This is a genomic window from Sphingomonas sp. CL5.1 (genome assembly GCF_013344685.1).
Lineage (GTDB): Bacteria > Pseudomonadota > Alphaproteobacteria > Sphingomonadales > Sphingomonadaceae > Sphingomonas.
In genome coordinates, this window is sequence record NZ_CP050137.1 from 1,399,011 (window position 1) to 1,425,738 (window position 26,728).

Sequence of the window (26,728 nt, forward strand, 5' to 3'; positions counted from 1 at the left end):
GTGCAAGACCCTATGCGCGCAGGCGGCCGGCGACCTCCACCAGCCGCCCGACCAGCCCGTCGAGGATCGCGTTGGGCAGCGGTTCCGCCAGCGCCCCCTCGGCGGTGAAGGCGCGGTCGGCGAGCGGCACGGCGAGTTGCTCGGGGATGACCATCATCTGCACCGTGCCCAGCACCTGACGCAGGTGGGCGAGCGCGCGCATCCCGCCGAACGGGCCGATCGAGGCGGCCATGATCCCGGCCGCCTTGCCGCGGAAGGCGGTGAGCGCGATCGCCGATTCGCCGTCGCTCGGGCGCGAGGCCCAGTCGATCGCGTTCTTGAGCAGGGTGGAGATCGAGCCGTTATGCTCCGGCGTCGCGATCAGCAGGCCGTCGCACGCCGCCAGCGTCGCCTTCAGCCGGCGCGCGTCGGACGGACAATCCTGAAGCTCGAGATCCTGCGCATAGACCGGCAGGTCGTAGGTGGAGAGATCGACCGGCACCGCCTCCGCACCCGCCGCGCGAATCCGCTCGGCGCCCAAGGCGGCGAGCGCGCTGTTATGCGATCCGCGCCGCACGCTCCCCGAAATCACGGCAATCCGAACCGTCATCGCTGCTCCTTTTGATAAATTAGCTATCTAAGGATGACCGCGATTAAAACCGCGTCAAGCCCCTTCGTCGGGTTCGCTCTGGATTTCGGCCGGGATGCGGCGGGCCTCGGCGGTGAGGTTGCCGATCACGCGGCGCAGCAGGACCCGGAGCGTCTCGACCTCCTCGTCGGACATGCCGGCGGTTGCCACGGCGTGCACCTCGGCGTTGAGCGGGGCGAGCTTCGCCTCCAGCGATTTGGCGAAGGGCGTGAGATAGATGTGGATCTTGCGGCGATCGATCTCGCTCTTCTCGCGCCGGATCAGCCTGGCCGCCTCCAGCCCCTTGAGCGCGACGACCGTGGTCGGCTCGCGCATCCCGACGCGCTCGCTCAGCTCGCGCTGCGTGATCCCGTCCTCGATCCACAATTGCCGCAGGAAACGCCATTGGCCGGCGGAGATATCGTGCTGCAACGTATGGCGTTCCAGCAATCGCGAGAAATTACGGAATACGATCCGCGTGAGATAGCCGATGCTATTCTCCGGGTTCTTGTAATAATCGGCCGGGTGGCGGGTGATCCGCTTCGAGGTCAAGGCTGAAACTCCGGATATAAGCCGTTGCGTCCATAACTATGAGGGATGCGTGGGGCGGGCAACGCTCAAAAGGAAACGCGGACGGGACGATCACTGATCTGGCGTGGACAGGCGATCATTGTCAACTCTGTCATATTCCGTTTGTATTTCGGCGGGCGGGTCTTCGTCGCCTTCCTCGGGCAAGGTCTTGTGCAAGGTCACGGCCCAGCGCTCCAGCCAGGTGACGCCGTTCTTCTCCGCATAATCGTCGCGCGTGCGATAGGCCGGGTCGCGCATCGCCCGCGCCAGCGTCACCGGGCGCAGATGCGCCGCGCGCAGCAGCGCGGCGAGCTGGCCCAGCGTGTCGGCGTTGAGCCGGGTGCAGTGGAGCAGCATGACCTGCGCGATGTCGCGGCCAAACAGCACCCGCGCGCTCGCCTGCGACCAGCGGATGCGCATCGCGGTATAGGCGAGATAGGCCGCGCGGATGCGTTCCTGCCGCGCGACGTCGCGGCGCGCGATCGCGTCGTCATAAGGTTCGGCGAATTCCCAGTCCTCCGCGTCGATCGTCACCGGGGCGACGCGATAGCCGTTGGCCGCCAGCCAGTCGTCGATCTTGTCGCGCACCGCCCTGGGATAGCCGGTTTCGAGATAGGGATGGCGGAACCATTGCAGCTTCAGCCCGCGTGCCGCCAGCAGCGGCCGGGTGATGCGCTCGCCGCGCGCGATATCGGCGATATAGCCGTCCGCCCCGAGCGTGTTCGGCGAGCTGTGCGAATAGGTGTGGTTGCCGAGCGACAGGCCGGCGTCGAGCCAGCGCGCCAGGTTGGCGATCTGGCGGTCGCGCTGGAGATTGTCGATCTTCTCCTCGTTGACGAAGCCGGTCGCGGCGAAATGGTGGCGTTTCAGGCCGGCGACCAGCGCCTCGTTGGTATAGTCGATATAGTCCTGGTCGGGCAGGATGCTGAGCGCGGGGAGATCGTCGAAGGTCAGCGCGACCATGCCGCGCCGCGCGGCGGCCGGCCCGGCGCAGCACAATGCGGCGAGCGCCAGCGCCCACCCGATATGTCGCAACTTGCCCGCCATCGATGTTTCGCCCCCAAACCAGTCCGCAGGCAATGCTCTCAGCGCGGACGGGTTCCGTCCAGCGGTTTTCAGCCGTCGTGACGCTCGCCGCCGATCCATGTCGCCGCGACGCCATGATCCTCGCGCAGCGCGACCAGATCGGCGCGTAGCCCCGGTGCGATGCGGCCCAGCTCGCCATCGAGGCCGAGGAAGCGCGCGGGCGTCGCGCTGGCCATCGCGATCGCCGATTCGCGCGACACGCCCAGCAGCGCCGTCGCATTGGCGACCGCGCGCGTCATCGTCAGGTTGGCTCCGGCAAGCGTGCCGGCGGCATCGACGAGGCGATCCTCGCGCACCACGATGCGGCGCTCCTGCAACAGGAATTCGTGCAGGTCGGCGCCGATATTGGGCATCGCGTCGGTGACGAGCATCAGCTGCTCCGGCCCCTTGAGCCGCAGCGCGAGGCGCAGCGTCGCGGGGCTGACGTGATGGCCGTCGACGATGATCCCGCTGACGATGTCGCTGCCCAATGCCGCGCCGACCACGCCCGGCTCGCGCGAGCCGAGCTGCGACATGGCGTTGAACAGGTGCGTCGCGCCGGTCAGCCCCTCCTCGCGCGCCGCCATCACCTCGGCATGGCGCGCGTTGCTGTGTCCCACCGCGACGCGCGCGCCGGAGGCGACGAGCCGGCGGATCATCCCCGGCGCGACCCGTTCCGGCGCGAGCGTGACGAGCATCCGCCCACGGCGCGGCGTGGTGAGGATCGCCATCGCCTCCTCGTCCAGCGCGCGCAACCGGTCGGCGCGGTGGATGCCGCGGCGTTCGGTGTTGAGGAACGGGCCTTCGACATGGATGCCGAGTACGCCCGGCACGCCGGCCGCGATCGCCTCGTCGACCGCCGCGATGGCGCGGGCGATCACCGGCAGCTCGTCGCTGATGAGGGTCGGCAGGAAGCCGGTGGTGCCGTAGCGGCGGTGCGCCGCGCCGATCGCGGCGATGCCCTCCACAGTTGGCGCGTCGTTGAACAGCACACCGCCGCCGCCGTTGACCTGCGTGTCGACGAAGCCGGGGGCGAGGATCGCGCCGCCCAGATCCTCGCGCGCAGTGCCCGCCGGCACGTCGCGCGCGGCGACCATCGCGGCGATCCGCCCGTCCGCGACGAGCACCGCCCGTCCCTCGGCGAACGCGCCGTCGATCAGCACGCGGCCATTGACGAACGCCCGCATCGTCATACCGTCTCCGTCACCTTGGCGAGATGCGGCGGGTGATCGGGATCGAGGCCCCGCCGCAGCGACAGCGCGTTGGCGGCGCGGTAGAAGGCCTGGATCTGGAGCATCGGCTCGATCGCGGGAGCGGCGGCGGGATGAGGCAGGTGGATCGCCCCGGGCACCGCACTGCCGGCGACCAGCACCTCGCCGCCGCGCGCGACGACCTCGCGCACCAGCTCGTCCACGCCGTCGCCGGTCTCGTCGGCCTGGCGGAAGACGAGCAACGGGAAGCCCAGCCTGACCAGCGCCATCGGCCCGTGGCGCACCTCCGCCGCGCTGAACGCCTCGGCATGGAGGCCGCAGGTCTCCTTGAACTTCAGCGCCGCCTCCTGCGCGATGCCGAAGCCCAGCCCGCGCCCGATGACATAGAGCCCGCGCGCCGATTCGAGCCGCTCGACCAGCGGCGACCAGTCGCTGTCCCACGCCGCGCGGAGCAGGGCGGGGGCGCTCGCCAGCGCCTCGCGCAGCGCCGCGTCGTCCGCCCAGCCGGCGACGAGCTGGATCAGCGCGGCGATGCTGGCGATATAGGACTTGGTCGCCGCGACGCTGCGCTCCGGCCCCGCCTCCAGCGGCAGCGTGGTGCCGGCGAGCGCGGCGAGCGGCGAGGCGGCGTCGTTGACCAGCGCGACGGTGCGTGCGCCGGCGTCGCGCGCGGCGTTCATCGTCGCCAATATGTCCGGGCTGCGGCCCGATTGCGAGATGCCGATCGCCAGCGTGTCGGCCATTGCCGGCACCGCGCCATAGACCGACGCGACCGACGGCGCGGCGGAGGTGGTGAGCAGCCCGAGCCGCGTCTCGATCAGATATTTGGCGAAGGTCGCGGCATGGTCGGAGCTGCCGCGCGCGCAGGTCAGCACGCCGCGCGGCGGCGCCGCGCGCAGCGTCTCGCCGAGCGTGGCCACCGTCGCGGCGTTGCGGGCGATCTGGCGCGCGACGACATCGGCGGCCTCGCGCGCTTCGGCGAACATCCGCGTCGCCTCGGGGGCCTGCGCCTTGGGAGATGCCATGTCGTTCACGCCCTGGTGTTCAGTTCGGCGACGAAGTCATAGGCATCGCCGCGATACCAGCTCCGCGTCGCCTCGATGATGCGGCCGTCGTCGAGGAAGCCGCGCCGCTCGATGTACAGCCCCGGCGCGCCGGGCTTCACCCCCAGCAGCGCCGCCTGCTCGGCGTCGAACAGCACTGCGCGCAGCCGTTGCAGCGCGCGCGCCGGGCGGTTCCCGGTCGCCTCCAGCGCGGCGTAGAGCGAGCTTTCCACCACCTCCGGCCCGGCGAGGCCGTAGCCGGCGATGGTGGAATATTCGAGCGCCATCGCCACCTCGTCGGCATAGCGCACACGGTTGAAGCGCAGCACCGGCGCGCCCGGCCCGAGGCCGAGCGTCAGCGCCTCCTCCGGCGTCACCTCGCCCGCCGCGCGCAGCAGCCATTCGCTGCGCGCGACGCGGCCGCGCGCGGCCATGTCCTCGGTGAAGGAGCTGAGCTTGGCGAACTGCTTCTCGACCCGCCCGGCGACGAACGTGCCCGCGCCCTGCCGGCGGACGAGCAGCCCCTCGCCGACCAATGTGTCGAGCGCCTTGCGCACCGTGATCCGCGACACCGAAAGGTCGCTCGCCAACTCGCGCTCGGGGGGAAGCGCCTGATTCGGCTTGAGCACGTCGGCCCGCAGCGCGTCGCGCAGCGCATTCTCCAGCCGGCGATAGAGCGGCCCGCCCGCCGCGCCCTCCAGCGACCCGATCGCGTCGGCGAGCAAAGTCATGTTCGTCGTCTCTCCCCCTGCGGTGCGGCGGTCTTAATACCAATGCAATACCATGCGCCAGTCCCAATCTGTCAATGGGCATCACGAAAGTGAAAGAATCCTACTTGACGCCCCATTTGGTTATGACAATGATTGGGTATTGGTATGGAACCGGTCTTACCGATGGCGAGCCCGGAAAATATAAAGGGGATGGATATGGGGATTCGGGCATTTCTGGTCGGCTCCGCCAGCGCGGCCGCGCTGCTTTCGGGCGCCGCTCATGCGCAGGGCGCGCCGCAGCCGGCCGCCGGCGACACGCAGCAGGACGTGGTCGTCACCGGCATCCGCGCCTCGCTCGCCGCCGCGCTCGACACGAAGCGCAAGTCCGACGCGATCGTCGATTCGGTCTCGGCGGAGGATGTCGGCAAATTCCCCAACACCAATGTCGCCGAGGCGCTGACGCTGGTGCCGGGCGTGACGGTCGACCGCGCGTTCGGGCAGGGCGAGAAAATCTCGATCCTCGGCACCGATCCGGCGCTCAACCGCACCCTGCTCAACGGGCAGACGGTGGCGTCGGCCGACTGGTTCATCCTCGACACGCCGGGCCGCACCTTCAACTACGCCCTGCTCGCGCCGCAGCTCGTCGGCAGCGTCGACGTCTACAAGACGCCGGAGCCGCGGCTCGACGAAGGCTCGATCGGCGGCACCGTCATCGTCAACACGCGCAAGCCACTCGACCTGAAGCCGCTGACCGTCGCGGCCTCACTCGGCTATCTGTGGAACGACCGCTCGCGCAAGGGCGACATCCAGGGGTCCGCGCTGGCGAGTTGGCATAACGATTCGGGCACCTTCGGCGTGCTCGTCGCGTTCCAGCGCGCGAAGGACCGGCTGCGCCGCGACGGCCTCGAAAGCTACGGCACGATGCGGGCCGACCAGTGGAACGGCGCCAATACCGACAATCCGGTCAGCTCGATCGCCAACGGCACCTGCACCGGCGCGTGCGCGACGACGCTGGCCGCCAATCCCGGCGCGATCAGCCCGAACGCTTTCGGCACCTCCTATTTCGAGCAGGACCGCGAGCGGCTCAGCTATTCGGCGGCGGTGCAGTGGAAGCCGGTCGAGCAGCTCACGCTGGAGGCCAACTGGCTGAAGATCAAGGCGACCTACGACAACCTCAACCAGTCGATGTACGCCTTCCAGGGCAATACCTGGAACAGCCTCGGCGCGCTGAGCGGGATCACCGTCGCCAACGGCGTCGTCACCTCAAGCTCGCTGACCAACGGGCTGAGCGTGCTCGACGTGCAATATCGCCAGGCGGAAATGCATTCCGACACCTATCAGTTCAAGGCGAAGTGGCAGGACAATAGCTGGGACCTGAACCTGGAGGGCGGCCTGTCCGACGCGGACGGCGGCACCAAGAAGCAGGTGTTCCTCGAATTCCTCAACCACGCCAATTACACCGTCGACAACACCGGCGCGCCGGACAAGCCGGGCAACCTGACCTATACGACCAACGTGCAGGGCAATCCGGCGGCGTTCGTCACCGATCCAGGCTGGAGCGGCAACCTCGTCGCCAAGCCGACCACCGACAAGGAACGGTACGGCCAGGTCGACCTCGGCTTCGACTTCGACGGGGCGGTGAAGCGGCTCCAGTTCGGCTATAAATACCGTCACCACGAGACGGGCCAGTCCTATGCCGGCGTGTCGCTCAACGGCATCGCGGTGGCGGCGGCGGCGTTCGATCCGTCGCAGGCGCCGGGCAATTACCTGCGCGGGTTCAACGGCGCGGGCGACCAGATGCGCGACCGCTTCGTCATCAGCGGCAATGCGATGTACGATTACGTCACCGGCCTGCCGAACCTGCCCTCCCCCTCGGCCTATGCCGCGCCGGAATTCGCCTCGGGCAACTGGAACATCAAGGAGAATATCCACGCCGTTTACGGCCAGGTGGATGTCGACACCGGCATCCTGCGCGGCAATTTCGGCGTCCGCTACGTCCGCACCATCACCGATGGCGCGGGGCTGGTCTGCACGCCCGGCGCGTCGTGCAGCTCGCAGGGCGACTGGGTGATGCAATATTCGCACAAGACCTATGAGAACGTGCTGCCCAGCTTCAACCTCGCCCTGTCGGTGCGCGACGACCTGATCGTGCGCTTCGCCGGGGCGGAGGTAGTCGCGCGGCCGAACTATTCCGACATGACCAATTATTTCTGGCTGTCGGATCAGGTGCTGAACGGCGCGGGCGGCAACCCGAACCTGAAGCCGTATCGCTCCGGCAACCTCAACGCGTCGGTGGAATGGTATTTCCAGCGCCACGCGATCCTGTCGGCGGAGGCGTTCTACAAGTCGATCGACGACTATATTCTGTACCGCACCGCACCGGAGAATTATTTCAACCAGTCCAAGGGCTTCGTCACCACCTACCAGATCAGCCGACCGTACAATGCCGGCCATGCCTCGGTGAAGGGCTTCGCGGTCGCCTATCAGCAGAACCTGCCCTATGGCTTCGGCATCCTCACCAACTACACCTATTCGGACGCCAAGGGCGTCGGCGGGGCGGACCTGCCGTACAATTCGCGGCATCAGGTGAGCCTCAGCCCGTTCTTCGAATCCGGCCCGGTGGCGCTGCGCGGCACCTGGACGTGGCGGTCGAAATATTTCACCGGCATCGATCGCGGCGACAACATGTACGTGCGCGCGACCGACAATCTCGACGTGTCCGCCACCTACAAGTTCACGCCCGAGGTCAACCTGACGCTCTCCGGCATGAACCTCACCGATTCAGAATATTACGCTTATGCCAACACGCCCGCCCTCCCTCGCGGCGTGTATCGGAGCGGCCGGAAGCTGATGGCGACCTTCAACGTCAACTTCTGACCGGCCGGATGACGGGGCCGCCGACAATGCCGGCGGCCCCGCTTTGTCCCGCGCGGGCATTCCCAATCGCGCCCGCCCCGTTATGTTCCCCTCGATCCGCCGTTGCCGGAAAGGGCGTGCCAGCGTGTTTCCCCGCCGCTTCCTGTCGCTTGCCCTGCTGACCGCCGCGTTGCCCGTGGCGGCATGGGCGGAGCCGGCGCTGCTTCCCGCGCCCACCTCGGCGGTGGCGGGATCGGGCCGGCTGCTGGTCGGGCCGGGGACGGCGATCGTCGTCCCCGCCGGCGACAGCGGCGCGCGCAACGCCGCCGAGCGGCTGGCGGAATGGATGCTCGCCGCGCGCGGGCTGAAGCTGGCGATCGCGACGCGCGCGACGGGGCCGGCGATCCGCTTCCGGCGCGCCGCCGCCGGTGGGGCCGAATCCTATGCGCTCGATATCGGGCCGCGCGGCGCGACGATCACCGCCGCCGACGATGCCGGGCTGCTCTATGGCGCGGTCAGCCTGTGGCAGTATCTGACGCCCGATCGGGAACACGGCGCGGTCGCGGTCCCGGCGGTGTCGGTGAAGGATGCGCCGCGCTTCCGGTGGCGCGGGCTGATGCTGGACAGCGCGCGCCATTTCCAGTCGCCCGATTACGTCCGCCACCTGATCGACTGGATGGCGGTCAACAAGCTCAACACGCTCCACTGGCATCTCGTCGACGATCAGGGCTGGCGGCTGGAGATCCGCAAATATCCGCGCCTGACCGAAGTGTCGGGCTGGCGCGTTCCCGCCACCGCGCCCGGCGCCCCGCCGCTGCCGCGCAACGGGGGCTTCTACACGCAGGCGCAGGTGCGCGAGATCGTCGCCTATGCCGCCCGACGTAACGTGACGATCGTGCCGGAGATCGAGATGCCCGGCCACGCGCTCTCCGCGATCCGCGCCTATCCGCAGCTCGGCACCGGCGCGCCGGTGACGCCGGGAGCGGAATCCGACTGGGGCGTATTCCCGTGGCTCTACAATGTCGACGACGCGACCTTCGGCTTCCTGGAGGACGTGCTCACCGAGGTGATGGCGCTGTTCCCCTCGCACTATATCCATGTCGGCGGCGACGAGGCGGTGAAGGACCAGTGGAAAGCCTCGCCCGCGATCCAGGCGAGGATGAAGGCGCTCGGCATCGCCGACGAGGACAGGCTGCAAAGCTGGTTCGTCCAGCGGATGCAGCGCTTCCTCGCGGCGCACGGCCGGCGGCTGATCGGCTGGGACGAGATACTGGAGGGCGGCATCGCGCCGGAGGCGACGGTGATGTCGTGGCGCGGCATCGACGGCGCGGTGGCGGCGGCAAGGGCGGGGCATGACGCGGTGCTCAGCCCCTCGCCCGCGCTCTATCTCGACAACCGGCAGGGGTTCGGCCCGCTGGAGCCGCCGGGGCGCGGCAATTTGATCGACCTCGCCAGCGTCTATCGCTTCGATCCCGCGCCCGCGGCGATCCCGGCGGAGGCGCGCAGCCATATCCTGGGCGTGCAGGCCAATCTGTGGACCGAGCATGTCCGCACGGAGCAGCGCGCGGCGTGGATGATGTTCCCGCGCGCCAATGCGCTGGCGGAGGTGGCTTGGTCGCCGGGCACGGGGCATGACTTCGCCGGCTTCGTCGCGCGGCTGGTGCCGCAGCTCGACCGGATGCGCGCGCTGGGGCTGGAGCCGGCGGCCAGCGCGTTCGCGGTGACGACGGCGACCGATTTCACGCCCGGCGATCCGCATGCCATTGTGACGCTCGCCGATCAGGCCGGCCTGCCGCTGCGCTATACGACCGACGGCAGCGCCCCCACCACCGCCTCGCCGCTTTACGCCGGGCCGCTGACCCTGACGCTGCCGACGCGGCTGCGCGCCGCCGCGATGTTCGGGGAGCGCGCGATGCCCGGCGCGTTCGACGCGACGATCGACGCCGCCTACGTCCGGCGGCGCAGCGACGAACAGCTCGCCACCTGCACTGACAAAGTGCGGCTCGCGGTCGAGGACGACGCGCCGGCGGAGGGCAAGCGCGCCTCGTTCCTCACGGATATCCTCAATCCGTGCTGGCTCTATCGCGACGCGCCGACCGGCGGCGCGCGGCGGATCGCGCTGACGGTGGGGCAGTTCCCGTTCAACTTCCAGATCGGCAAGGATATCGACAATATCCGCTTCCGCGCGCCCGAGACGCCCGACGGCGAATTCGAGGTGCGCGCCGGAAGCTGCGACGGCGAGCGGATCGCGGTGCTGCCGCTCGCGCCCGCGCGCGGCAATCCCGAGCTTACCCGGCTGGTCGCGCCGCTGCCGCCGCGCGCGGCGCGGGAGACCCTGTGCATCACTTATACCGCGCGCGGGGTGAAACCGATGTGGGGGCTGAAGCAGTTGGAGCTGCTGCCGTGAGCGAGGTGGCGCTGCTCGCCCCGTTCGCCGGCTGGTTCGGCCAGATCGACGAGGTGCCGGACCCGGTGTTCGCCGGGCGGATGATGGGCGATGGCTGCGCGGTCGACCCGATCGAGGGCGAGCTGCGCGCGCCCGCCGCCGGCACGGTGATCGCGGTGCCGGCGACCGCCCATGCGGTGACGCTGCGGCTCGACAATGGCGCGGAGCTGCTGATCCATATCGGGCTGGAGACGGTGGCGCTGGGCGGCGCGGGGTTCACCGCGCTGGTCGCGGCCGGCGCGCGGGTGGCGGCGGGTGACGCGCTGATCCGCTTCGATCTCGATGCGGTGGGAGAGGCGGCGAAGGCGCTGATCACCCCGATCGTCGTCGCCAATGACGGCTATGCGCTGCGGCTCGACGCGCCGGGCCGGGCGGTGCGCGCGGGGGAGACGATCGGCTGGCTCTCCGGCGCGGGCGCGGGGGCGACGGGCGCTGCGGATGGGGAGAGCTACAGCCGCAACGTGCCGGTCGCCGCCGCGCACGGCATCCATGCGCGGCCGGCGGCGCGGATCGCGGCGTCGCTGCGCCCGTTCGCCGCCGAGGTGACGCTCGCGGCGGGCGGGAAAAGCGCCAATGCGCGCAGCACCGTGGCGCTGCTCGGGCTTGGCGTGCGGGCGGACGACGCGGTGACGATCACCGGAATCGGCGGCGATGCGCGGGGCGCGGTGGATGCGGTCGCGGCGCTGATCCTCGCCGGGCTGGGCGAGGCAGCGGCGGCGTCTCCCGCCGTCCGGCCCGCTCCGACGGGGCAGGCGGTGACGGGCGCGCCGGGGCTGGCGATCGGGCAGGTGATACAGCTTCGCGCGGTCGACCTCGACGTGCCGGTGGACGGCGCGGGCGTCGCGCGCGAGCGGCAGGCGCTGGCCGAGGCGCTGGCGGCGGTCGCGGCCGGGCTTGGCGGCGGCAGTCACGCGGCGGCGGAGATCGCGGAGGCGCACCGCGCGCTGCTCGCCGATCCCGAGCTGGCCGACGCGGCGGAGCGCGAAATCGCCGCCGGGCGCAGCGCCGGCCACGCATGGCGCGCCGCGACCCGCTCCGCCGCCGATGCGATCCGCGCGACCGGCGATGCGCTGCTGATGGAGCGCGTCGCTGACCTCGCCGATCTGGAGCGGCAGGTGATCGCCCGGCTGCTCGGCCATGACGCCCCGGCGGTGCCGGCGATCGCGCCCGACACGATCCTGATCGCGGAGGACCTGCTCCCCTCGCAATTCCTCGCGCTCGATCGCGCGCGGCTGGCGGGAATCGTCACCGCCGCCGGCGGGCCGACCGCGCATGTCGCGATCCTCGCCGCGTCGGCCGGCGTGCCGATGCTGGTCGCCGCCGGGGAGGCGGTGCTGGCCATCCCCGAAGGACGCACCGTGATCCTCGACGCGGACCGCGCCGCGCTCGATGCCGATCCGGGCGTCGGCGCGCTCGCGGCGGCGAGCGAGCGGCTCGCCGAGTCGCGCGAGCGCCGCGCGCGCGACCTCGCCGCCGCCACCGCCCCGGCGGCGACGGCGGACGGCGCGCGCATCCAGGTCTTCGCCAATCTCGGCGCGGCGGCGGAGGTGCCGGGGGCGGTCGCCGCCGGGGCGGAAGGCTGCGGGCTGCTGCGCACCGAATTCCTGTTCCTCGATCGCGACACCGCCCCCGACGAGGCGGAGCAGCGTGACGTCTATCGCCGAATCGCCGCCGCGCTGGGCGATCGCCCGCTGATCGTCCGCACGCTCGACATCGGTGGCGACAAGCCGGTGCCGTATCTGCCGCTGGCGGCGGAGGAGAATCCCGCGCTCGGCCTGCGCGGCATCCGCCTAAGCCTCGCCCGGCCCGATCTGATGCGCACGCAGCTTCGCGCGATCCTCTCGGCGGTGCCCGCGGCGCAATGCCATGTCATGCTGCCGATGGTGGTCGATCTCGCCGAATTGCGCGCGGCGCGCGCGATGCTCGACGAGGCGCGCGCCGCGCTCGGCATCGCCGCGCCGGTGCCGCTGGGGGTGATGATCGAGACGCCCGCCGCCGCGATGCTGGCCGACCAGCTGGCGTCGGAGGCCGATTTCCTGTCGGTCGGCACCAATGACCTCACGCAATATGCGCTGGCGAGCGATCGCGGCAACGCGGCCGTCTCGGCGAAGCTCGACGCGCTGCACCCGGCGGTGCTGCGGCTGATCCGCGAGGTGGGGCGCGGCGCGAAGGCGCATGGCCGCTGGGCGGGGGTGTGCGGCGGCCTCGCCTCCGATCCGCTCGCCGCGCCGATCCTGATCGGGCTGGGGATGACCGAGCTTTCCGCCACTCCCGCCGCCGTCCCGGCGCTCAAGGCGGCGATCCGGCGGTGGGCATTGGCCGATTGCGTCGCGCTGGCCGAACGCGCCTGCGCCGCGACCGCCGCCGCCGAGGTCCGCGCGATCGCCAGCGAGGTGTTGTGATGCCGATCAGACCCGCCGTCCTGTTCAGCCGCCTCCAGCCGCTCGGCCGCGCATTGATGCTGCCGATCGCGGTGCTGCCGCTGGCGGCGCTGCTGCTGCGGCTCGGCCAGCCGGACCTGCTCGACATCCCGTTCATCGCGGCGGCGGGCAATGCGATCTTCGCCAATCTCGGGCTGCTGTTCGCGGCCGGCGTCGCGGTGGGCCTCGCGCGCGGAAACCACGGCGCGGCGGCGCTGGCCGGCGTCGTCGCCTATCTCGTCGCGACCGAGGGGGCCAAGGCGCTGCTCGTGCCGCCGCCCGACATGCTCGTCGCCGATCCCGCGATCCAGGCGGCGTGGCGCGCGAAGGAGATCGCCAAGCTCGGCGTGCCCGCCGGCATCCTCGCCGGGCTGACGGCGGGGGCGCTCTACAACAGATTCTCGGATATCCGGCTGCCGGACTATCTCGCCTTCTTCGCCGGGCGGCGCTTCGTGCCGATCGCGGCCGGGGTGGCGGGGCTGGCCGGCGCGGCGCTGTTCGGCTGGGGCTTCCCGTGGTTCGAGGGCGCGATCGACGGGCTGTCGCAATGGGTGGTCCATGCCGGGTCGTTCGGGCTGTTTGCCTATGGCGTGCTCAACCGGCTGCTGCTGGTGACGGGGCTGCACCATATCATCAACAACATCGCGTGGTTCGTGCTCGGCGACTATCATGGCAAGACCGGCGACATCGCGCGCTTCTTCGCCGGCGATCCCCATGCGGGCGCGTTCATGGCCGGCTTCTTCCCGGTGATGATGTTCGGCCTGCCCGCCGCCTGCCTCGCGATGTACCGCGCCGCGCTGCCGGAACGGCGCAAGGCGGTGGGCGGCATGTTGCTGAGCCTCGCGCTCACCTCGTTCCTGACCGGCGTGACCGAGCCGATCGAGTTCAGCTTCATGTTCCTCGCGCCGATGCTCTATGCCGTCCACGCGGTGCTGACCGGCGTCGCGATGGTGGTGATGGACGCGCTGGGAGTGAAGCTCGGCTTCGGCTTCTCGGCGGGGCTGATCGATTATGCGCTGAACTTCGGCCTCGCGACGCGGCCGCTGATGCTGCTGCCGGTCGGGGCGGTCTATTTCGTGCTCTATTACGCCGCCTTCGCCTGGTGCATCCGCCGCTTCGACCTCAAGACGCCGGGGCGTGAGGCAGAAGCGACCGCGGTGGCGGAGCGGCCGGCGGGCGGCTCGCGCGGCGAGCGGGTCATCGCGGCGCTCGGCGGGGCGGCGAACATCCGCGGCGTCGATGCCTGCACCACGCGGCTGCGGCTGGTGCTGGCGGACAATGCGCGGATCGACGAGGCGGGGCTGAAGGCGGAGGGCGCGCGCGGCGTGCTCAGGCTGGCGGACGGCGGGCTTCAGGTGGTGTTCGGGCCAATCGCCGATCAGGTGGCGGGCGAGGCGCGGGCGGCGCTGTCGGGTGGGCCGCCCGCCCCGGCCGCGCCCGCCGTCGCGGCGAGCGTTGAACCGGCCGGGAATGACGCGATCCGCCGCGCGCTGGGCGAGGGCAATGTCCTCGCGCTGGCCGCGCGCGGCACGCGGCTGATCGCGACGCTGCGCGATCCGGCGCTGGCCGACGAGGCCGCGCTCCACGCCGCCGGCGTCCGCCTCGTCGCGCGGCGGGCGGGCAGCGACCGGCTGCACCTGCTTGTCGCTCCGTCCGGAGAATAGTCGGCGCGGCGTTGTTCTGCGGGAATTTGGACCCTAAAGGATCGGGAAACTCCTCCCAGCAAGGTCCACCCATGTCCGAAGCCACCAACGTCCAGTTTTCCGAACGCGAAGCCTTGCTGTTCCACTCGGAGGGGCGGCCGGGCAAGATCGAGATCGTCGCCTCCAAGCCGATGGCGACGCAGCGCGACCTGGCGCTGGCCTATTCCCCCGGCGTCGCGGTGCCGGTGCAGGCGATCGCGAACGACCCGGCGACCGCTTACGACTATACCGCCAAGGGCAATCTCGTCGCGGTGATCTCGAACGGTACGGCGATCCTCGGCATGGGTAATCTCGGCGCGCTGGCGTCGAAGCCGGTGATGGAGGGCAAGGCGGTGCTGTTCAAGCGCTTCGCCGACGTCGACGCGATCGATCTGGAAGTGGCGACCGAGGACGTGGACGCCTTCATCAACTGCGTCGCGCTGCTGGAGCCGTCGTTCGGGGGAATCAACCTGGAGGACATCAAGGCGCCGGAATGCTTCATCATCGAGCAGACACTGCGCGAGCGGATGAACATCCCCGTCTTCCATGACGACCAGCACGGCACCGCGATCATCACCGCCGCCGGGCTGATCAACGCCTGCCTGCTGACCGGCCGCAACATCGACGAGGTTAAGGTGGTGGTGAACGGCGCGGGCGCCGCCGCGATCGCCTGCACCGAGCTGATCAAGGCGCTGGGCGTGCGGCACGACAACGTGCTGATGTGCGACCGCAAGGGCGTGATCTATCAGGGCCGCGAGGGCGTCAACCAGTGGCAATCGGCCCATGCGGTGAAGACCGAGCGCCGCTCGCTGACCGAGGCGCTGGTCGGGGCGGACGTGTTCCTCGGCCTCTCCGCCGCCGGCGCGCTGAAGCCTGAGATGGTGAAGGACATGGCCAAGGCGCCGATCATCTTCGCGATGGCCAATCCCGATCCCGAAATCCGCCCCGAGGAGGCGAAGGCCGCGCGGCCCGACGCGATCATCGCCACGGGCCGCTCGGACTATCCCAACCAGGTCAACAACGTGCTCGGCTTCCCTTTCATCTTCCGGGGCGCGCTCGACGTGCGCGCCTCGGCGATCAACGAGGAGATGAAGGTCGCCGCCGCGCAGGCGATCGCCGAGCTGGCGCGCGAGCGCGTGCCGGAGGAAGTGGCGATCGCTTATGGCGTGCGGCATGTGTTCGGCCCGGAATATATCATCCCCGCGCCGTTCGATCCGCGCCTGATGGAGGTGGTGCCCGCCGCCGTCGCCAGGGCGGCGATGGATTCTGGCGTCGCGACCAAGCCGATCCTCGACATGGATGGTTATCGGCAGCAGCTTCGCGGGCGGCTCAATCCGACCAATTCGGTGCTGACGCTCGCATATGAGGGCGCGCGCGCGCATCCCAAGCGGGTGCTGTTCGCGGAGGGCGAGGAGGAAGTGGTGCTGCGCGCCGCGATCCAGTTCAAGGAAGGCGGCTACGGCACCCCCGTCCTCGTCGGACGCGACGACGTGCCGGAGCGGCTGCGCGCGCTGGGTGTCTCCCGTCCCGAGGAATATGAGCTGCACAACAGCCGCCATTCGCCGCTGGTGCCGAAGATGGTCGATTTCCTCTACCAGCGGCTCCAGCGCCGGGGCTATCTGCGCCGCGATTGCGAGCGGATGATCAACCAGGATCGCAACATCTTCGGCGCGGTGCTGCTCCAGATGGGCGAAGCCGATACGATGATCACCGGCATCACCCGCACCTGGGCGCATACGATGCGCGAGGTGAAGCGCGTGATCGATCCCGAAGTGGGCCGTACCCCGTTCGGCATCCATATCATGGTCGGGCAGAGCCATACGGTGTTCATCGCCGACACCACCGTCAACGAGCGCCCCAGCCCCGATGAGCTGGCCGATATCGCCGAGCATACCGCGCAGGTCGCGCGCCGCATGGGCCACGAGCCGCGCGTCGCCTTCCTGAGCTATTCGACGTTCGGCAACCCCGAGGGGCAGTGGCTGGAGAATATCCGCGCGGCCGTGGGCGTGCTCGACGAGCGCAAGGTCGGCTTCGAATATGAGGGCGAGATGTCGCCGGACGTCGCGCTCAACCCGCGGCAGCTCGCCAATTATCCGTTCGCGCGGCTGTCCGGCCCTGCCAACGTGCTGGTGATGCCGGGCCTGCAATCCGCCAACATCTCCGCCAAGCTGCTGCGCGAGCTGGGCGGGGATTCGATGATCGGCCCGATGCTGATCGGCATGGAGAAGCCGGTGCAGATCGCGCCGATGACCTCCACCGCGAGCGAGCTGGTGACGCTCGCCGTGCTGGCGGCCGGCGGCATCGCGCGCTGAGCGGGAAGGCGGCGGCTGGGCGGCCCGCTCCCGCCGCCGCCGCGCCCGCGATTTCATTTGCAATCCATCTTGGCCGCGCAACCTTTCGCGGCCGAAACCATTTCATCCATCGGGAACGATGGAGAACAGATGATGCGGATGGTTGCTTTGGCCGCCCTTGGCGCGGCGGTGCTGGTGACGGGCTGCGTGGACGACGGCGGTCCGGGCTATGCCGGAGACGGCTATCGCCGCTACGACTACAACCGGCCAGACCCTTCCTATAACGGCTATTATGCCGACCGTTATTATCGCGACAATCCGCGTTACCGCGAGCGCCGGCTCGGTTCCAACGACCGCGTCTATGTCGGGCAGGACGGTCGCTATTACTGCCGCCGCAACGACGGCACCACCGGGCTGATCGTCGGTGGCATCGCCGGCGGCGCGCTGGGCGCGGCGATCGCGCCGGGCGGATCGGGCCTGCTCGGCGCGCTGCTCGGCGGCGCGGGCGGCGCGCTGCTCGGCAAGTCGGTCGACAAGAGCAACGTGCGCTGCCGCTGACGGGCGCGGGACGGCGACAGGTTGCGACAATTTCGTCGCTGTCCCGGCACGTTCGCGCGACAGGCGCGCGTCATATCTGCCCATGGCCAGCGTATCGGCCGCGTAGGGAGCAAGATGATGAAGAAACTGACCATGATCGCTGCCGGCATCGGCATTGCCTTCGCCGCCGTGCCAGGCGTTGCGGCGGCCGCGCCGTGGGTGTCGATCGACCAGCGCGCCGCGAACATCAACATGCGCATCGATCAGGGCCTGCGCGCCGGCAAACTGAATCGCGCGGAGGCGCTGCGGCTGCGCGGACAGGTGCGCGATCTGAAGATGCTGGAAATGCGTTACCGGCGTGGCGGGCTGACGATGGCGGAGCGGCGCGATCTCGACCGGCGCTTCGACCGGCTGAGCGCGCAGGTCCGTTTCGAGAAGCACGACCGCCGGCATCGTTGGTAAAAGCCCTGGGACGGATCGACAGTCAGCCCATGCGGGGCTGCAAATGGCCGACGTCTGACCTGAATGTCGGTCCGTCCTAGCGCAACGGTTTCCCCGAATCCTTCCAGCGATCGAGTATCCGGGATTGGGGCAGGTTTTCGGGAGCGGCGTCGCGCAGGGCGGCGCCGCTTTCCGCATGGGCCGGCTGGACGGCCGGCATGGGCGCCGCCGGGATCGCCTTGTCGGCCGGTGGCGGCGACGGTAGCGGGATCACCGGCAACGGCATCGGGGCGGCGGGCATGGCGGGTTGCGGCTCGCCGCCGCGATAGACGCGGGTGAACGCCGCCGCCGTGCCCCAATAACCCTTCCAGCGATGGAAGAAATGCGCACCGATCGCATCGGTCATCACCAGGGTGCGGTTCCACGCCGGGGTCACCGTATAGGTATGGTAATGCGTCGCCAGCCCGACCGGCGCGAACACCTGCCCGGCGAGGATCATCGCGGCGTTGCGCGCCGCGCGCGCCCAGCCGGCGCGTGAGGGGATGCGCGCGGCCGAACCGTCGCAGGCGAAGCTGAACTGGCAGCCGCTCGCCCGGCCCGCGCCCTGATAGACCACGCCGCATACGGTGGGCGGGAAGGCGGGATGGCGGACGCGGTTGAGCACCACCTGCGCCACGGCGCGCTGCCCGGCGTCGCTCTCCGACGCCGCCTCGTAATAGACCGCCGCCGTCAGGCACTGGAGCGCGCGGGCGCGGTCGATCGTGCCGGCGAGCCGGGTGGAGAAAGGGGCGGCCGGGGTGACATTGGCGTCACCGGCGATCGCCACGCCGCGCGGCACCGGGGGCAGGGCGATGGTGCCGGTGGAGCCGCGTGCCGGTGCGGCGAATTCGGCCGGCGCGGCGGCGTCGCCGGCGAGTGGTGCGGCGGCGTTACGTACCGGGGCGGGGGCCGGTTGGGACGAGGCGAGGTGGAACGCGACGCCACCCGCCGCCGCCGCGCATCCCGCCAGCGGCAGCGCGACGCGGCGCAGCGCGCGCAACCGTTCGAGGCGTTGCGCGCGCCGTTCGCTGGGATGCGTCGGCGCCGTGGACATGGCGCCCCTTTCGCACGGATGGCTTACGATTCCGCTATCGCAGGTTCACGCTGTCGAGGTTGAGCGTCGCGGCGGGGATCGTCTCGGTCGCCGGGCGCTCCTTGCGCAGCGCGTCGCCGAATGCGCGGGCGTCGCCCACCACCACCGTCGTCGCATCGGCCGGGTCGAACAGGCTGGCCGCCGCCGACTGCACCGCCGTCGCCGGGGTGTCGCGCACGGCATCGGCGTAATGTGTCATCTCGTCGATCGGCAGGCCATCCAGCACCATGTTGCCGACGATCCCGGCGAGGCCGGCGGTGCGCTCGACCTGTCGCCCGAAATTGCCGATCAGTACCGAGCGGCGCGTCGCCAGCTCGCTTTCCGCGATCGGCGCGCTGCCCAGCCGTCGCATCTCTCCGGCGATCAGCGACACCACCTCCGGCGCGGCGTCGTTCCTGGTCGAGGCGGCGGCCATGATCGATCCGGTCAGCCGGTCCGCGTCGAGGTCGCTGCGCGCGCCATAGGAAAGTCCGCGCCTGATGCGGATCTCCTGATTGAGCCGCGAGGTATACCCGCCGCCCAGCACCGTATTGGCGAGCAGTGCGGGATAATAACGCGCATCGCCGCGCGGGATCGCGCCGCGCGCGACGGTGACGCCGGCCTGCCCCGCGTCCGGCAAGTCGATCAGGATCGTGCGCCGCGTCGCCGCGGGGGTCGGCACGGCGAGCGGGGCTGGGGCGGGGCCGTCGGCGCGCCAGTCGCCGAACCAGCGTTCCGCCAGCGCCTTCGCGGTGGCGGGCGTGATGTCGCCGGTCAGGATCAATGTCGCGCGTTCCGGCGACCAAGCGGCGGCATAGGCCGCGCGCACGTCGGCGGGGGTGACCCTCTTGAGCGATGCGGGCGTCCCCTCCACCGCACCGCCATAGCCGGACGCGCCGTACAGCGCGCGATCCGCCACCAGCCCGGCCAGCGCCATCGGATCGGTGAGCGTCACCCGCGCCGCGTCGATCGCCTGCGCGCGCGCACGCTCCAGCTCGTCGCTCGCGAGCCTGGCGTGGCGCGCGGCGTCTGCCAGGATGCCGAGTGCGGGCGACAGCGCGGGCGTGGCGACGGTGATGCCGATCGCGCTGCCCTCGCGCCCCGCGCCGGTGTCGAGCGACGCGCCGAGCGCCTCGGCATCGCGTGCGATCTGGGTGGCGGATCGGGTCGGCGTGCCCTTGGTCAGCAGCGTCGCGGCGAGGCTGGCGGTGCCGGCCTTGCCCGCCGCGTCGCGCGCCGCGCCCGATGCGCCGATCAGCCGCGCGGTGACCAGCGGCACGTCATGCCGCTCGACCGTCACGACCCGCAGGCCGTTGGCGAGCCGAAGCTCGCGCGGCGCCGGCACATGGCCTGCGACGACCGGGCCGAGCGGCGGCAGCGGTGCGCGCTCGGCGTCGGTCGCCGGAGTGACGATCGCGATGTCGCGCGGCGCCTCCAGCGGCCGTGTCTCGACCGTCGCGGCAACCGGGACGCCGGCATCGGGCCTGGCCCCCTCGGCGGCGGGGAGGTAGCGGATCGTGGCGACGCGATCGTCGGCGAGATAAGTCCGCGCGACCCGCTGGACATCGGCGGCGCTTACCGCGCGCACCGCGGCGAGCTGCCGCTCGGTGGCGCGCGGATCGCCGTCCACCAGCACCGACGCGGCGATGACGCGGGCGCGGCCCTCCGCCGTCTCCATCGCCTTCAGCGCGTCGGTGAGGATTTCGGTCTTGGCCTCGGCGAGTTCGGCGGCGGAGACCGGCGCGGCGCGGATCGCCGCGAGCTGGGCGCGCAACGCGCGGTCCACCGCGTCCGGGTCTTTGCCCCCGGCGGCGATGGCGATGATATCGAGCTTGCCCGGCCCCGCGCGCGTGTCGAGCGAGGCGTCCACCGTCTGCGCCAGACCGTCGCGATAGACGAGGTTTTCGTGCAGTCGCGAGCTTTCGCCGCGCGCGAGGATCGCCTGCAGCACCATCAGCGCGGGCATGTCGGGCGAGCGATCCGGCGGCAGCGGATAGCTCAGCGCGATCGCGGGCAGCGGCGTGTTCGGTTCGTGCACCGTCACCGTCACCGGCCTGGTGCGCACCGGCTCATCGACGGTGACGCGCGGGATCGGGCGATCGGGGCGCTTGATCGGGGCGAAATAGCGATCGACCCAGCGATCCAGATCGGCCGGATCGAAATTGCCGGCGACGACGAGGATCGCATTGTCGGGCCGGTAATAGATCGCGTGGAAGGCGCGCACGTCGTCGATCGTCGCCGAATCGAGATTGGCGATGCTGCCGATCACGCCGCGCGCATAGGGGTGATGCTGCCAGGCGAGCGCCGGCAGGTAGAGCGATTCGAGCTTGCCATATGGCCGCGCCAGTACCGACTGGCGGAATTCCTCCTTCACCACGTCGCGCTCGGAGGCGAAATCGGCCGGCGACACCACCAGCGAGGCCATGCGATCGGCCTCCGCGAACAGCAGCCGCTGGAGGTGGTTGGCCGGCACGACCTCGAAATAATTGGTGTAATCGTCGCCGGTCGAGGCGTTGTTGTAGCCGCCGACATCCTCGGTCAGCCGGTCGAACTGCTCGGCCTTGAGGTTGCGCGTCGCCTTGAACATCAGGTGCTCGAACAGGTGCGCGAAGCCCGATCGCCCGCGCGGATCGTCACGCCCGCCGACGTCGTACCACACCTGGATCGCGACATTGGGCGTCGCGGCGTCGCGAATCGCATAGACGCGCAGCCCGTTGGCGAGCGTCCGCTCGGTGAAGGCGATCGGCTGCACCGCCGGGAGCGGGGGCAACGGTTCGGCGAGCGCGGGGACAGCGGCGGCGGCGAGCAGCAGCGGCAGGATCAGGCGCATGGCGTCCTTTCAGGGATTCGGATGGCAGACCCAATTGCGGGTCAGCGCGACCGGCACGAAGCCGAGCGAGGCATAGAGCCGCGCGGGCGGCGCTCCGGCATGGACATCGATGAACAGGGCATCGCAGCCGCCCGCGCGGAGCCGATCGCCGGCCCACAGGATGAAGGCGGACATTACGCCTTTCCCGCGATGTTCGGGCAGCACGAACAGGTGCTCGATCAGCCCGAGATTGCCGGGGCACGCCAGCGTCATTCCATATCCGAGCGGCGGCCCGCCCTCGTGCCCTGCAATCAGCCAGTAATCGGCGGGTGGACTGCGAAGGCGCATCCCCTCAAGCTGCCCGGCGGCGACGGCGGGATCGATCGTGCCGGTGCGTAACCCCTCGCGATGATCGATCGCGACCAGCGTGGCGAAGGCTCGCCAGTCCGCCTCGCCGCATACCGCGCGCGGCGCGATCGCGGGCAACGGATGGCGGGATGCGAGCGGGCAGAGCGCGATGAACTCGATCAGCGGTGGTTGGGCGACATGACCGGCCAGCGCCAGTGTTGCCTCGATCGCCGGATCGGTCAGCGCATCCACGGCCACGACGCGCCACGGCGAATGGGCGAGATATCCGTCGATCGCGGCGAACAGCGCTTCTGGGGTCGCACCCGGATCGGCGGTCGCGAAATTCGCGTCCCAAGTATCGGGATAGGCCGGCGAAGCGACCACGGTGATGCCGGGCGCCGCGGCGATCGCCTCATGCCCGAGCCGCCGGAACCAGCGCCGCGCGGTGGCGGCACGGGCGGCGGCGTGGGTCACTTCTTCTCGTCCTTGTCGCGGTTCGCGAACAGCACGGCGGCGGCGACGGCGGCGGAGCCTATGCCGACGCCGAGCCCGATCTTGCCGATATTCCAGTTGCGGGTCTTGCGCTCCCGCTTCGCCTTGTCGGCGCCTTCCTCATGCGCCTTGGCGTCGCGCGCGGCGGCGAGGATCTCGTTGGGTTCGTCATTGTCGGACACGCTTACTCTCCTTCACTTCCGTAATATCGTGCGCGGAACGCGCGGGCGAACGGGGCGAGCGTGCCGGCGGCGATCGCCGCGCGCAGGTCCGCCATCAACGCTTCGTAGAACCAGATGTTGTGCTCGGTCATCAGCATCGCGCCGAGAATCTCGCCCGCGCGGACGAGATGATGGAGATAGGCGCGGCTCCATGTGCCGCACACCGGGCAGGCGCAATCGGGATCGAGCGGTCCCTGGTCCTCCGCGAAGCGCGCGTTGCGGATGTTGATCGGCCCGCCACGGGTGAAGGCCTGCCCCGTGCGCCCCGAGCGCGTCGGCAGCACGCAATCGAACATATCGACCCCGCGCTCGACCGCGCCGACGATATCGTCGGGCTTGCCGACCCCCATCAGGTAGCGCGGCCTGTCGGCGGGAAGCTGGCCGGGCGCGAAATCGAGGCAGCCGAACATCGCCTCCTGCCCCTCGCCCACCGCGAGGCCGCCGATGGCATAGCCGTCGAAGCCGATGTCGGTCAGCGCCCCGGCCGAAGCCTTGCGCAGCCCCTCGTCCAGCGCGCCTTGCTGGATGCCGAAGATCGCATTGGCGGCGGCATGTTCCCCGCCCGCGTCGAAGGCGGCGCGGCTACGCTTGGCCCAGCGCATCGAGCGCTCCATCGCCGCCGCCTGCACCTCGCGCGTCGAGGTGGTCGGCACCAACTCGTCGAACGCCATGACGATGTTCGAGCCGAGCAGCCGCTGGATCTCGATCGACCGCTCCGGGCTGAGCAGGTGGCGCGAGCCGTCGAGGTGGCTCTTGAACGACACGCCATCCTCACTGCGCCTGGTGAGGTCGGCGAGGCTCATCACCTGATAGCCGCCCGAATCGGTGAGGATCGGCCGATCCCAGCCCATGAAACCGTGCAGCCCGCCGAGCCGCGCCACGCGCTCGGCGCCGGGGCGCAGCATCAGGTGATAGGTGTTGCCGAGGATGATGTCCGCGCCCGCCGCGGCGACGTCGGCGGGCTTCATCGCCTTGACGGTGGCGGCGGTGCCGACGGGCATGAAGGCGGGGGTGCGGATCACGCCGCGCCGCATCGCGATCGTGCCGGTGCGCGCCGCGCCGTCGGTGGCGGCGATGGTGAAGGTGAAACGGTCGGTCATCGGATGAAGCTCATTGCGGCGGCGCGCCACGTCTCTTGTGCTTGCCGCCGGGGCGGTCGCCGGGCACCGAGGCGCGGATCGTGAGGCATTCTGCGCGGGTGACGACGCCGTCATGGTCGCGATCGAGCCGGCGGAAGATCTCCGCCATCTTCACCTGCAACTCCGCCGGCGTGATGCGGTTGTCGCCGTCGGCGTCCACCTCGAACGGGCTGGGCAGCGCGTTGCGGTCGCCCAGCCAGCGCTCGGCCCAGTCGGCGAATCCGATATAGCCGAGCACGCCCTTGCCGCCGGTGTCGATCGCGGCGAAGCTGCGCTCGACGCAGGCGTGAAGCTCGGCGGCGGTGGTGCGGCCGTCACCGTCGGCGTCGCAGGCGGCGATCATCATGGCGACCGGCTCGACCACCATCGTCGCGGGCGGCTGGCCGGGGCCGGGCGGTGTGGCGGTCACGGTGACGGCGGCCTGGAGCAGCAGGGCGAGGGCGATCGTCATTGGCGCTGCTCCCATGCATCGACGGCGAGAATGGGCGGGGCATTCACTGGCACGTTCCCGCCTGAACCGTTGCTGAGCCGCGTCGTCCGCATCCTTCCGCCCTATGGTGCGTGCGGCGGGCTGGCAACAGCCGCCTTACATGATTCAGGTTTTGCGGTAGGCGCGATGGCGGGAGGAACATCGCTCAGCAGCAGTATTGACTTTAATCGAAATGTTCTCGTTCCGATGATTGATGAAGGTCCGCATGTATTACGCAGTATATGCTTTTTATGAATAACTAAAAATATGAACGGTAGATTGTGTTTTGTGGTTAGGGGTAAGACAAAAATCAATTGTTTTGAAAATATAAAACTAAACATTCAAGTGTGTGTGGAGAAAATACATCCTCATATCTTCTGAAAATATTTGGTTATATTTACGATATCCGCCTCGGCAGCCTGCATTGGAACCGCGTTGTCATCTGCCACACCCTTCGTTGAAAGGCTGTTGCAGCAACGGATTGCGTGTCTGGCATTCACTGAATGCGACAATGCCACCGACGCCTTATGGCTGTATCCGACGAGTCTTGCCTGATGCATTCGCTGCTCAAGTCGCTGCGCCGCCGGGATTGTTATTGCATCGTGGCGGGGGAGTAATGAAATACCCGCAAGGGAAAATGCGTTCATCGCCGCAAGGGTGCATGGCGGAAAATATTCGCTTATGTCACAGCCGCACGAGGCCGCCAGTGCGGCTCGCCAGGGAATGACGCATGGTACAATCGCTCAAACTGCTTGCCTTCATCGAATTCCTGCAATTTGCGGCGATCGGCATTTTCTGGCTGTGTCTGCGCAACGATGCGCGCCGTTTGGTTCGCCCGATCGATCTGGCGCTTATAGCTATTCTCCCGTTAGCCGGTCTATTTTTGGGCAATAAATTTCTATTCTATCTTGTATTGTGTACCATACCATTTTTTTATATGAATTCCAGCACCGCGTTAGCAAGTAGATATCTCTTATTTTTGCCGATTTTTCCTGAACTTTCAGATAATATAATTATTGGAGGAAAGTTTTTAGGTGATTTTTCTGCGATAGATTTTTTCAATCTCGCCTTTTTTATAGCCATGCTCCTTACCATGAAGCTAAGAGTTCGTCGATTAACTTCTATTGACATCGCGGCGTGGATTTTTTTTGCCGCATGCTTGATCATGGTGGGGCGAGGCGTACCACTCAATGGGTACGTTCGACTTATTGCAACAACATTGTTGAGTGTCATTGCGCCATTTTACGTGATTTCGCGCTTGATTCGAACTCGTCATGATGCAAGCGACGCGGCGCTGTTTCTCGCTCTCGGCGGTTTCATCAACGCGGTGGTCGCGGTTTTCGAAGCAAGGCGCGGCTGGCCGCTTTATCAGGCATATTATAACGCGCTTCACGTCGATATGGTCGGGCTGAGCGCCACGCTGGCGATTCGGGCCGGTTTCATGCGCGCACAAGGTGCGCTGGCGAATCCGGCCAGTCTGGGCCTTCTCCTAGCTCTTGCGCTGCTCGCCGTGTTGACGTTGCGTTCCCGATTTAAACCCGCGGGGCGCTATCTAGTCATGGCCCTGCTTTCCGTCGGGATCGCGGCGAGTCAGTCGCGTGGGGCGTGGATCGCCGCTCTGTTCGGGATGTGCCTGTATTTCCTCTACAATCGGCGGACCATGATGCTGGCGGCCTTCGGCACGATCGGGTCGATCGCGTTGGTCATAATGGCGGCTGCGCCGAGCGGCAGTCACCTCGCCCAATTTCTCGGTCGCTCGGGATCTGGGCGGCAGACCGCGGAATATCGCTCCAATCTGCTCAGCCGGGGAATACAGGAAGTACTGGCTCATCCATTGGTGGGGCAAACTCGCGATCAACTCGAAGTGACGATGAACGATTTGCGGCAGGGCGAACATATCATCGATTTCGTCAACACCCACCTGACAATCGCGCTCACCGGAGGCCTGTTCATGTTCGCGGCATGGATGGCGGCATGGTCCGCGCCGATGCTGGCGGGCTGGCGGGTGCGAGGGTGGTCCGCGGCTCGACGCGAACCGGGCGGAATCGCACTGCCCTTCGCGATGATCGGCGCCTGCTTCGCCTGCCTGACGCTGACGTCGACGATCGATAGAATGCTGCCACTGACCATGTTGAGCATCGGCCTGATGAGTGCGTGCGTCAGTCTGGTGAAAACGACGGACGGCGCGGTGCGCCGGCAGGCGGCGACGCGGCGTCACCCGGCGCTGGCTCCGCCGATGCGTTCGGCCTGAGGGGATTTC

Annotated in this window: 20 protein-coding genes; 8 read left to right on the forward strand and 12 right to left on the reverse strand. The window is 69.1% G+C overall.

Annotated elements, in window-relative coordinates:
• Positions 1–10: 10 nt before the first annotated feature.
• The 6 genes from F9288_RS06895 to F9288_RS06920 form a co-directional block, all read right to left on the reverse strand.
• Entirely contained in the window at positions 11–589 is a 579-nt protein-coding gene (locus F9288_RS06895; protein ID WP_174835944.1) for an NADPH-dependent FMN reductase, read from the reverse strand.
• 54 nt (positions 590–643) lie between these two features.
• Positions 644–1,159, reverse strand: a complete 516-nt coding sequence (locus F9288_RS06900; RefSeq protein ID WP_174835945.1) for a MarR family winged helix-turn-helix transcriptional regulator — start codon at positions 1,157–1,159, stop codon at positions 644–646.
• A 90-nt stretch (positions 1,160–1,249) separates the two neighbouring features.
• Entirely contained in the window at positions 1,250–2,224 is a 975-nt protein-coding gene (locus F9288_RS06905) for a polysaccharide deacetylase family protein (protein WP_174835946.1), read from the reverse strand.
• A 68-nt stretch (positions 2,225–2,292) separates the two neighbouring features.
• Positions 2,293–3,429, reverse strand: coding sequence for an N-acetylglucosamine-6-phosphate deacetylase (gene nagA / locus F9288_RS06910; protein ID WP_174838924.1), 1,137 nt, complete (start codon positions 3,427–3,429; stop codon positions 2,293–2,295).
• Between the two features lie 2 nt (positions 3,430–3,431).
• Positions 3,432–4,478 carry an SIS domain-containing protein gene (locus F9288_RS06915; protein WP_217482599.1) on the reverse strand — a complete coding sequence of 349 codons (1,047 nt, stop codon included), beginning with the start codon at positions 4,476–4,478 and terminating at the stop codon, positions 3,432–3,434.
• A 5-nt stretch (positions 4,479–4,483) separates the two neighbouring features.
• On the reverse strand, positions 4,484–5,227 hold the full coding sequence (locus F9288_RS06920) for a GntR family transcriptional regulator (RefSeq protein WP_174835947.1): 744 nt from the start codon (positions 5,225–5,227) through the stop codon (positions 4,484–4,486).
• Positions 5,228–5,422: 195 nt separating this feature from the next.
• Between F9288_RS06920 and F9288_RS06925 the strand changes: the two genes are divergently transcribed.
• From F9288_RS06925 to F9288_RS06955, 7 genes are all read left to right on the forward strand, one after another.
• Positions 5,423–8,083 carry a TonB-dependent receptor gene (locus tag F9288_RS06925; RefSeq protein WP_174835948.1) on the forward strand — a complete coding sequence of 887 codons (2,661 nt, stop codon included), beginning with the start codon at positions 5,423–5,425 and terminating at the stop codon, positions 8,081–8,083.
• A gap of 124 nt (positions 8,084–8,207) precedes the next feature.
• Entirely contained in the window at positions 8,208–10,469 is a 2,262-nt protein-coding gene (locus F9288_RS06930; RefSeq protein WP_254621110.1) for a beta-N-acetylhexosaminidase, read from the forward strand.
• Positions 10,466–12,910 (forward strand): phosphoenolpyruvate--protein phosphotransferase, encoded by a 2,445-nt coding sequence (gene ptsP, locus F9288_RS06935; protein ID WP_174835950.1) that lies wholly within the window; start codon positions 10,466–10,468, stop codon positions 12,908–12,910. Before F9288_RS06930 ends, ptsP begins: the two co-directional genes overlap by 4 nt.
• Positions 12,910–14,592 (forward strand): N-acetylglucosamine-specific PTS transporter subunit IIBC, encoded by a 1,683-nt coding sequence (nagE, locus tag F9288_RS06940; RefSeq protein ID WP_174835951.1) that lies wholly within the window; start codon positions 12,910–12,912, stop codon positions 14,590–14,592. The genes ptsP and nagE overlap by 1 nt, the downstream gene beginning before the upstream one ends.
• A gap of 71 nt (positions 14,593–14,663) precedes the next feature.
• Positions 14,664–16,922, forward strand: coding sequence for an NADP-dependent malic enzyme (locus F9288_RS06945; RefSeq protein WP_174835952.1), 2,259 nt, complete (start codon positions 14,664–14,666; stop codon positions 16,920–16,922).
• A 132-nt stretch (positions 16,923–17,054) separates the two neighbouring features.
• Positions 17,055–17,459: a hypothetical protein gene (locus F9288_RS06950; RefSeq protein WP_174838927.1), complete on the forward strand. Its 405-nt coding sequence runs from the start codon at positions 17,055–17,057 to the stop codon at positions 17,457–17,459.
• Positions 17,460–17,576: 117 nt separating this feature from the next.
• Positions 17,577–17,900 carry a hypothetical protein gene (locus F9288_RS06955; RefSeq protein ID WP_174835953.1) on the forward strand — a complete coding sequence of 108 codons (324 nt, stop codon included), beginning with the start codon at positions 17,577–17,579 and terminating at the stop codon, positions 17,898–17,900.
• Between the two features lie 76 nt (positions 17,901–17,976).
• Here the strand turns inward: F9288_RS06955 and F9288_RS06960 are convergent, their stop codons facing one another.
• The 6 genes from F9288_RS06960 to F9288_RS06985 are packed head-to-tail and all read right to left on the reverse strand — an operon-like array spanning position 17,977 to position 24,450.
• Positions 17,977–18,972 carry a cell wall hydrolase gene (locus tag F9288_RS06960; RefSeq protein ID WP_174835954.1) on the reverse strand — a complete coding sequence of 332 codons (996 nt, stop codon included), beginning with the start codon at positions 18,970–18,972 and terminating at the stop codon, positions 17,977–17,979.
• Between the two features lie 34 nt (positions 18,973–19,006).
• On the reverse strand, positions 19,007–21,820 hold the full coding sequence (locus F9288_RS06965) for a pitrilysin family protein (protein WP_174835955.1): 2,814 nt from the start codon (positions 21,818–21,820) through the stop codon (positions 19,007–19,009).
• Positions 21,821–21,829: 9 nt separating this feature from the next.
• Positions 21,830–22,621, reverse strand: a complete 792-nt coding sequence (locus F9288_RS06970) for a GNAT family N-acetyltransferase (RefSeq protein WP_174835956.1) — start codon at positions 22,619–22,621, stop codon at positions 21,830–21,832.
• Entirely contained in the window at positions 22,618–22,821 is a 204-nt protein-coding gene (locus F9288_RS06975; RefSeq protein ID WP_174835957.1) for a hypothetical protein, read from the reverse strand. Before F9288_RS06975 ends, F9288_RS06970 begins: the two co-directional genes overlap by 4 nt.
• A gap of 2 nt (positions 22,822–22,823) precedes the next feature.
• The gene (gene tgt, locus F9288_RS06980) at positions 22,824–23,960 is read right to left on the reverse strand and encodes a tRNA guanosine(34) transglycosylase Tgt (protein WP_174835958.1); all 1,137 of its coding nucleotides are present in this window, start codon (positions 23,958–23,960) and stop codon (positions 22,824–22,826) included.
• Positions 23,961–23,970: 10 nt separating this feature from the next.
• Complete coding sequence (locus F9288_RS06985; RefSeq protein ID WP_174835959.1) at positions 23,971–24,450, reverse strand: EF-hand domain-containing protein; 480 nt, start codon at positions 24,448–24,450, stop codon at positions 23,971–23,973.
• A gap of 748 nt (positions 24,451–25,198) precedes the next feature.
• Between F9288_RS06985 and F9288_RS06990 the strand changes: the two genes are divergently transcribed.
• Complete coding sequence (locus F9288_RS06990; protein ID WP_174835960.1) at positions 25,199–26,719, forward strand: O-antigen ligase; 1,521 nt, start codon at positions 25,199–25,201, stop codon at positions 26,717–26,719.
• Positions 26,720–26,728: the final 9 nt, after the last annotated feature.

Coding starts and splice junctions, on each gene's coding strand:
- F9288_RS06895 (WP_174835944.1), bottom strand. CDS start 589: ATGACGGTTCGGATTGCCGTGATTTCGGGGAGCGTGCGGCGCGGATCG.
- F9288_RS06905 (WP_174835946.1), bottom strand. CDS start 2,224: ATGGCGGGCAAGTTGCGACATATCGGGTGGGCGCTGGCGCTCGCCGCA.
- nagA (WP_174838924.1), bottom strand. CDS start 3,429: ATGCGGGCGTTCGTCAATGGCCGCGTGCTGATCGACGGCGCGTTCGCC.
- F9288_RS06915 (WP_217482599.1), bottom strand. CDS start 4,478: ATGGCATCTCCCAAGGCGCAGGCCCCCGAGGCGACGCGGATGTTCGCC.
- F9288_RS06920 (WP_174835947.1), bottom strand. CDS start 5,227: ATGACTTTGCTCGCCGACGCGATCGGGTCGCTGGAGGGCGCGGCGGGC.
- F9288_RS06925 (WP_174835948.1), top strand. CDS start 5,423: ATGGGGATTCGGGCATTTCTGGTCGGCTCCGCCAGCGCGGCCGCGCTG.
- nagE (WP_174835951.1), top strand. CDS start 12,910: ATGCCGATCAGACCCGCCGTCCTGTTCAGCCGCCTCCAGCCGCTCGGC.
- F9288_RS06945 (WP_174835952.1), top strand. CDS start 14,664: ATGTCCGAAGCCACCAACGTCCAGTTTTCCGAACGCGAAGCCTTGCTG.
- F9288_RS06950 (WP_174838927.1), top strand. CDS start 17,055: ATGCGGATGGTTGCTTTGGCCGCCCTTGGCGCGGCGGTGCTGGTGACG.
- F9288_RS06955 (WP_174835953.1), top strand. CDS start 17,577: ATGAAGAAACTGACCATGATCGCTGCCGGCATCGGCATTGCCTTCGCC.
- F9288_RS06960 (WP_174835954.1), bottom strand. CDS start 18,972: ATGTCCACGGCGCCGACGCATCCCAGCGAACGGCGCGCGCAACGCCTC.
- F9288_RS06965 (WP_174835955.1), bottom strand. CDS start 21,820: ATGCGCCTGATCCTGCCGCTGCTGCTCGCCGCCGCCGCTGTCCCCGCG.
- tgt (WP_174835958.1), bottom strand. CDS start 23,960: ATGACCGACCGTTTCACCTTCACCATCGCCGCCACCGACGGCGCGGCG.
- F9288_RS06985 (WP_174835959.1), bottom strand. CDS start 24,450: ATGACGATCGCCCTCGCCCTGCTGCTCCAGGCCGCCGTCACCGTGACC.
- F9288_RS06990 (WP_174835960.1), top strand. CDS start 25,199: ATGGTACAATCGCTCAAACTGCTTGCCTTCATCGAATTCCTGCAATTT.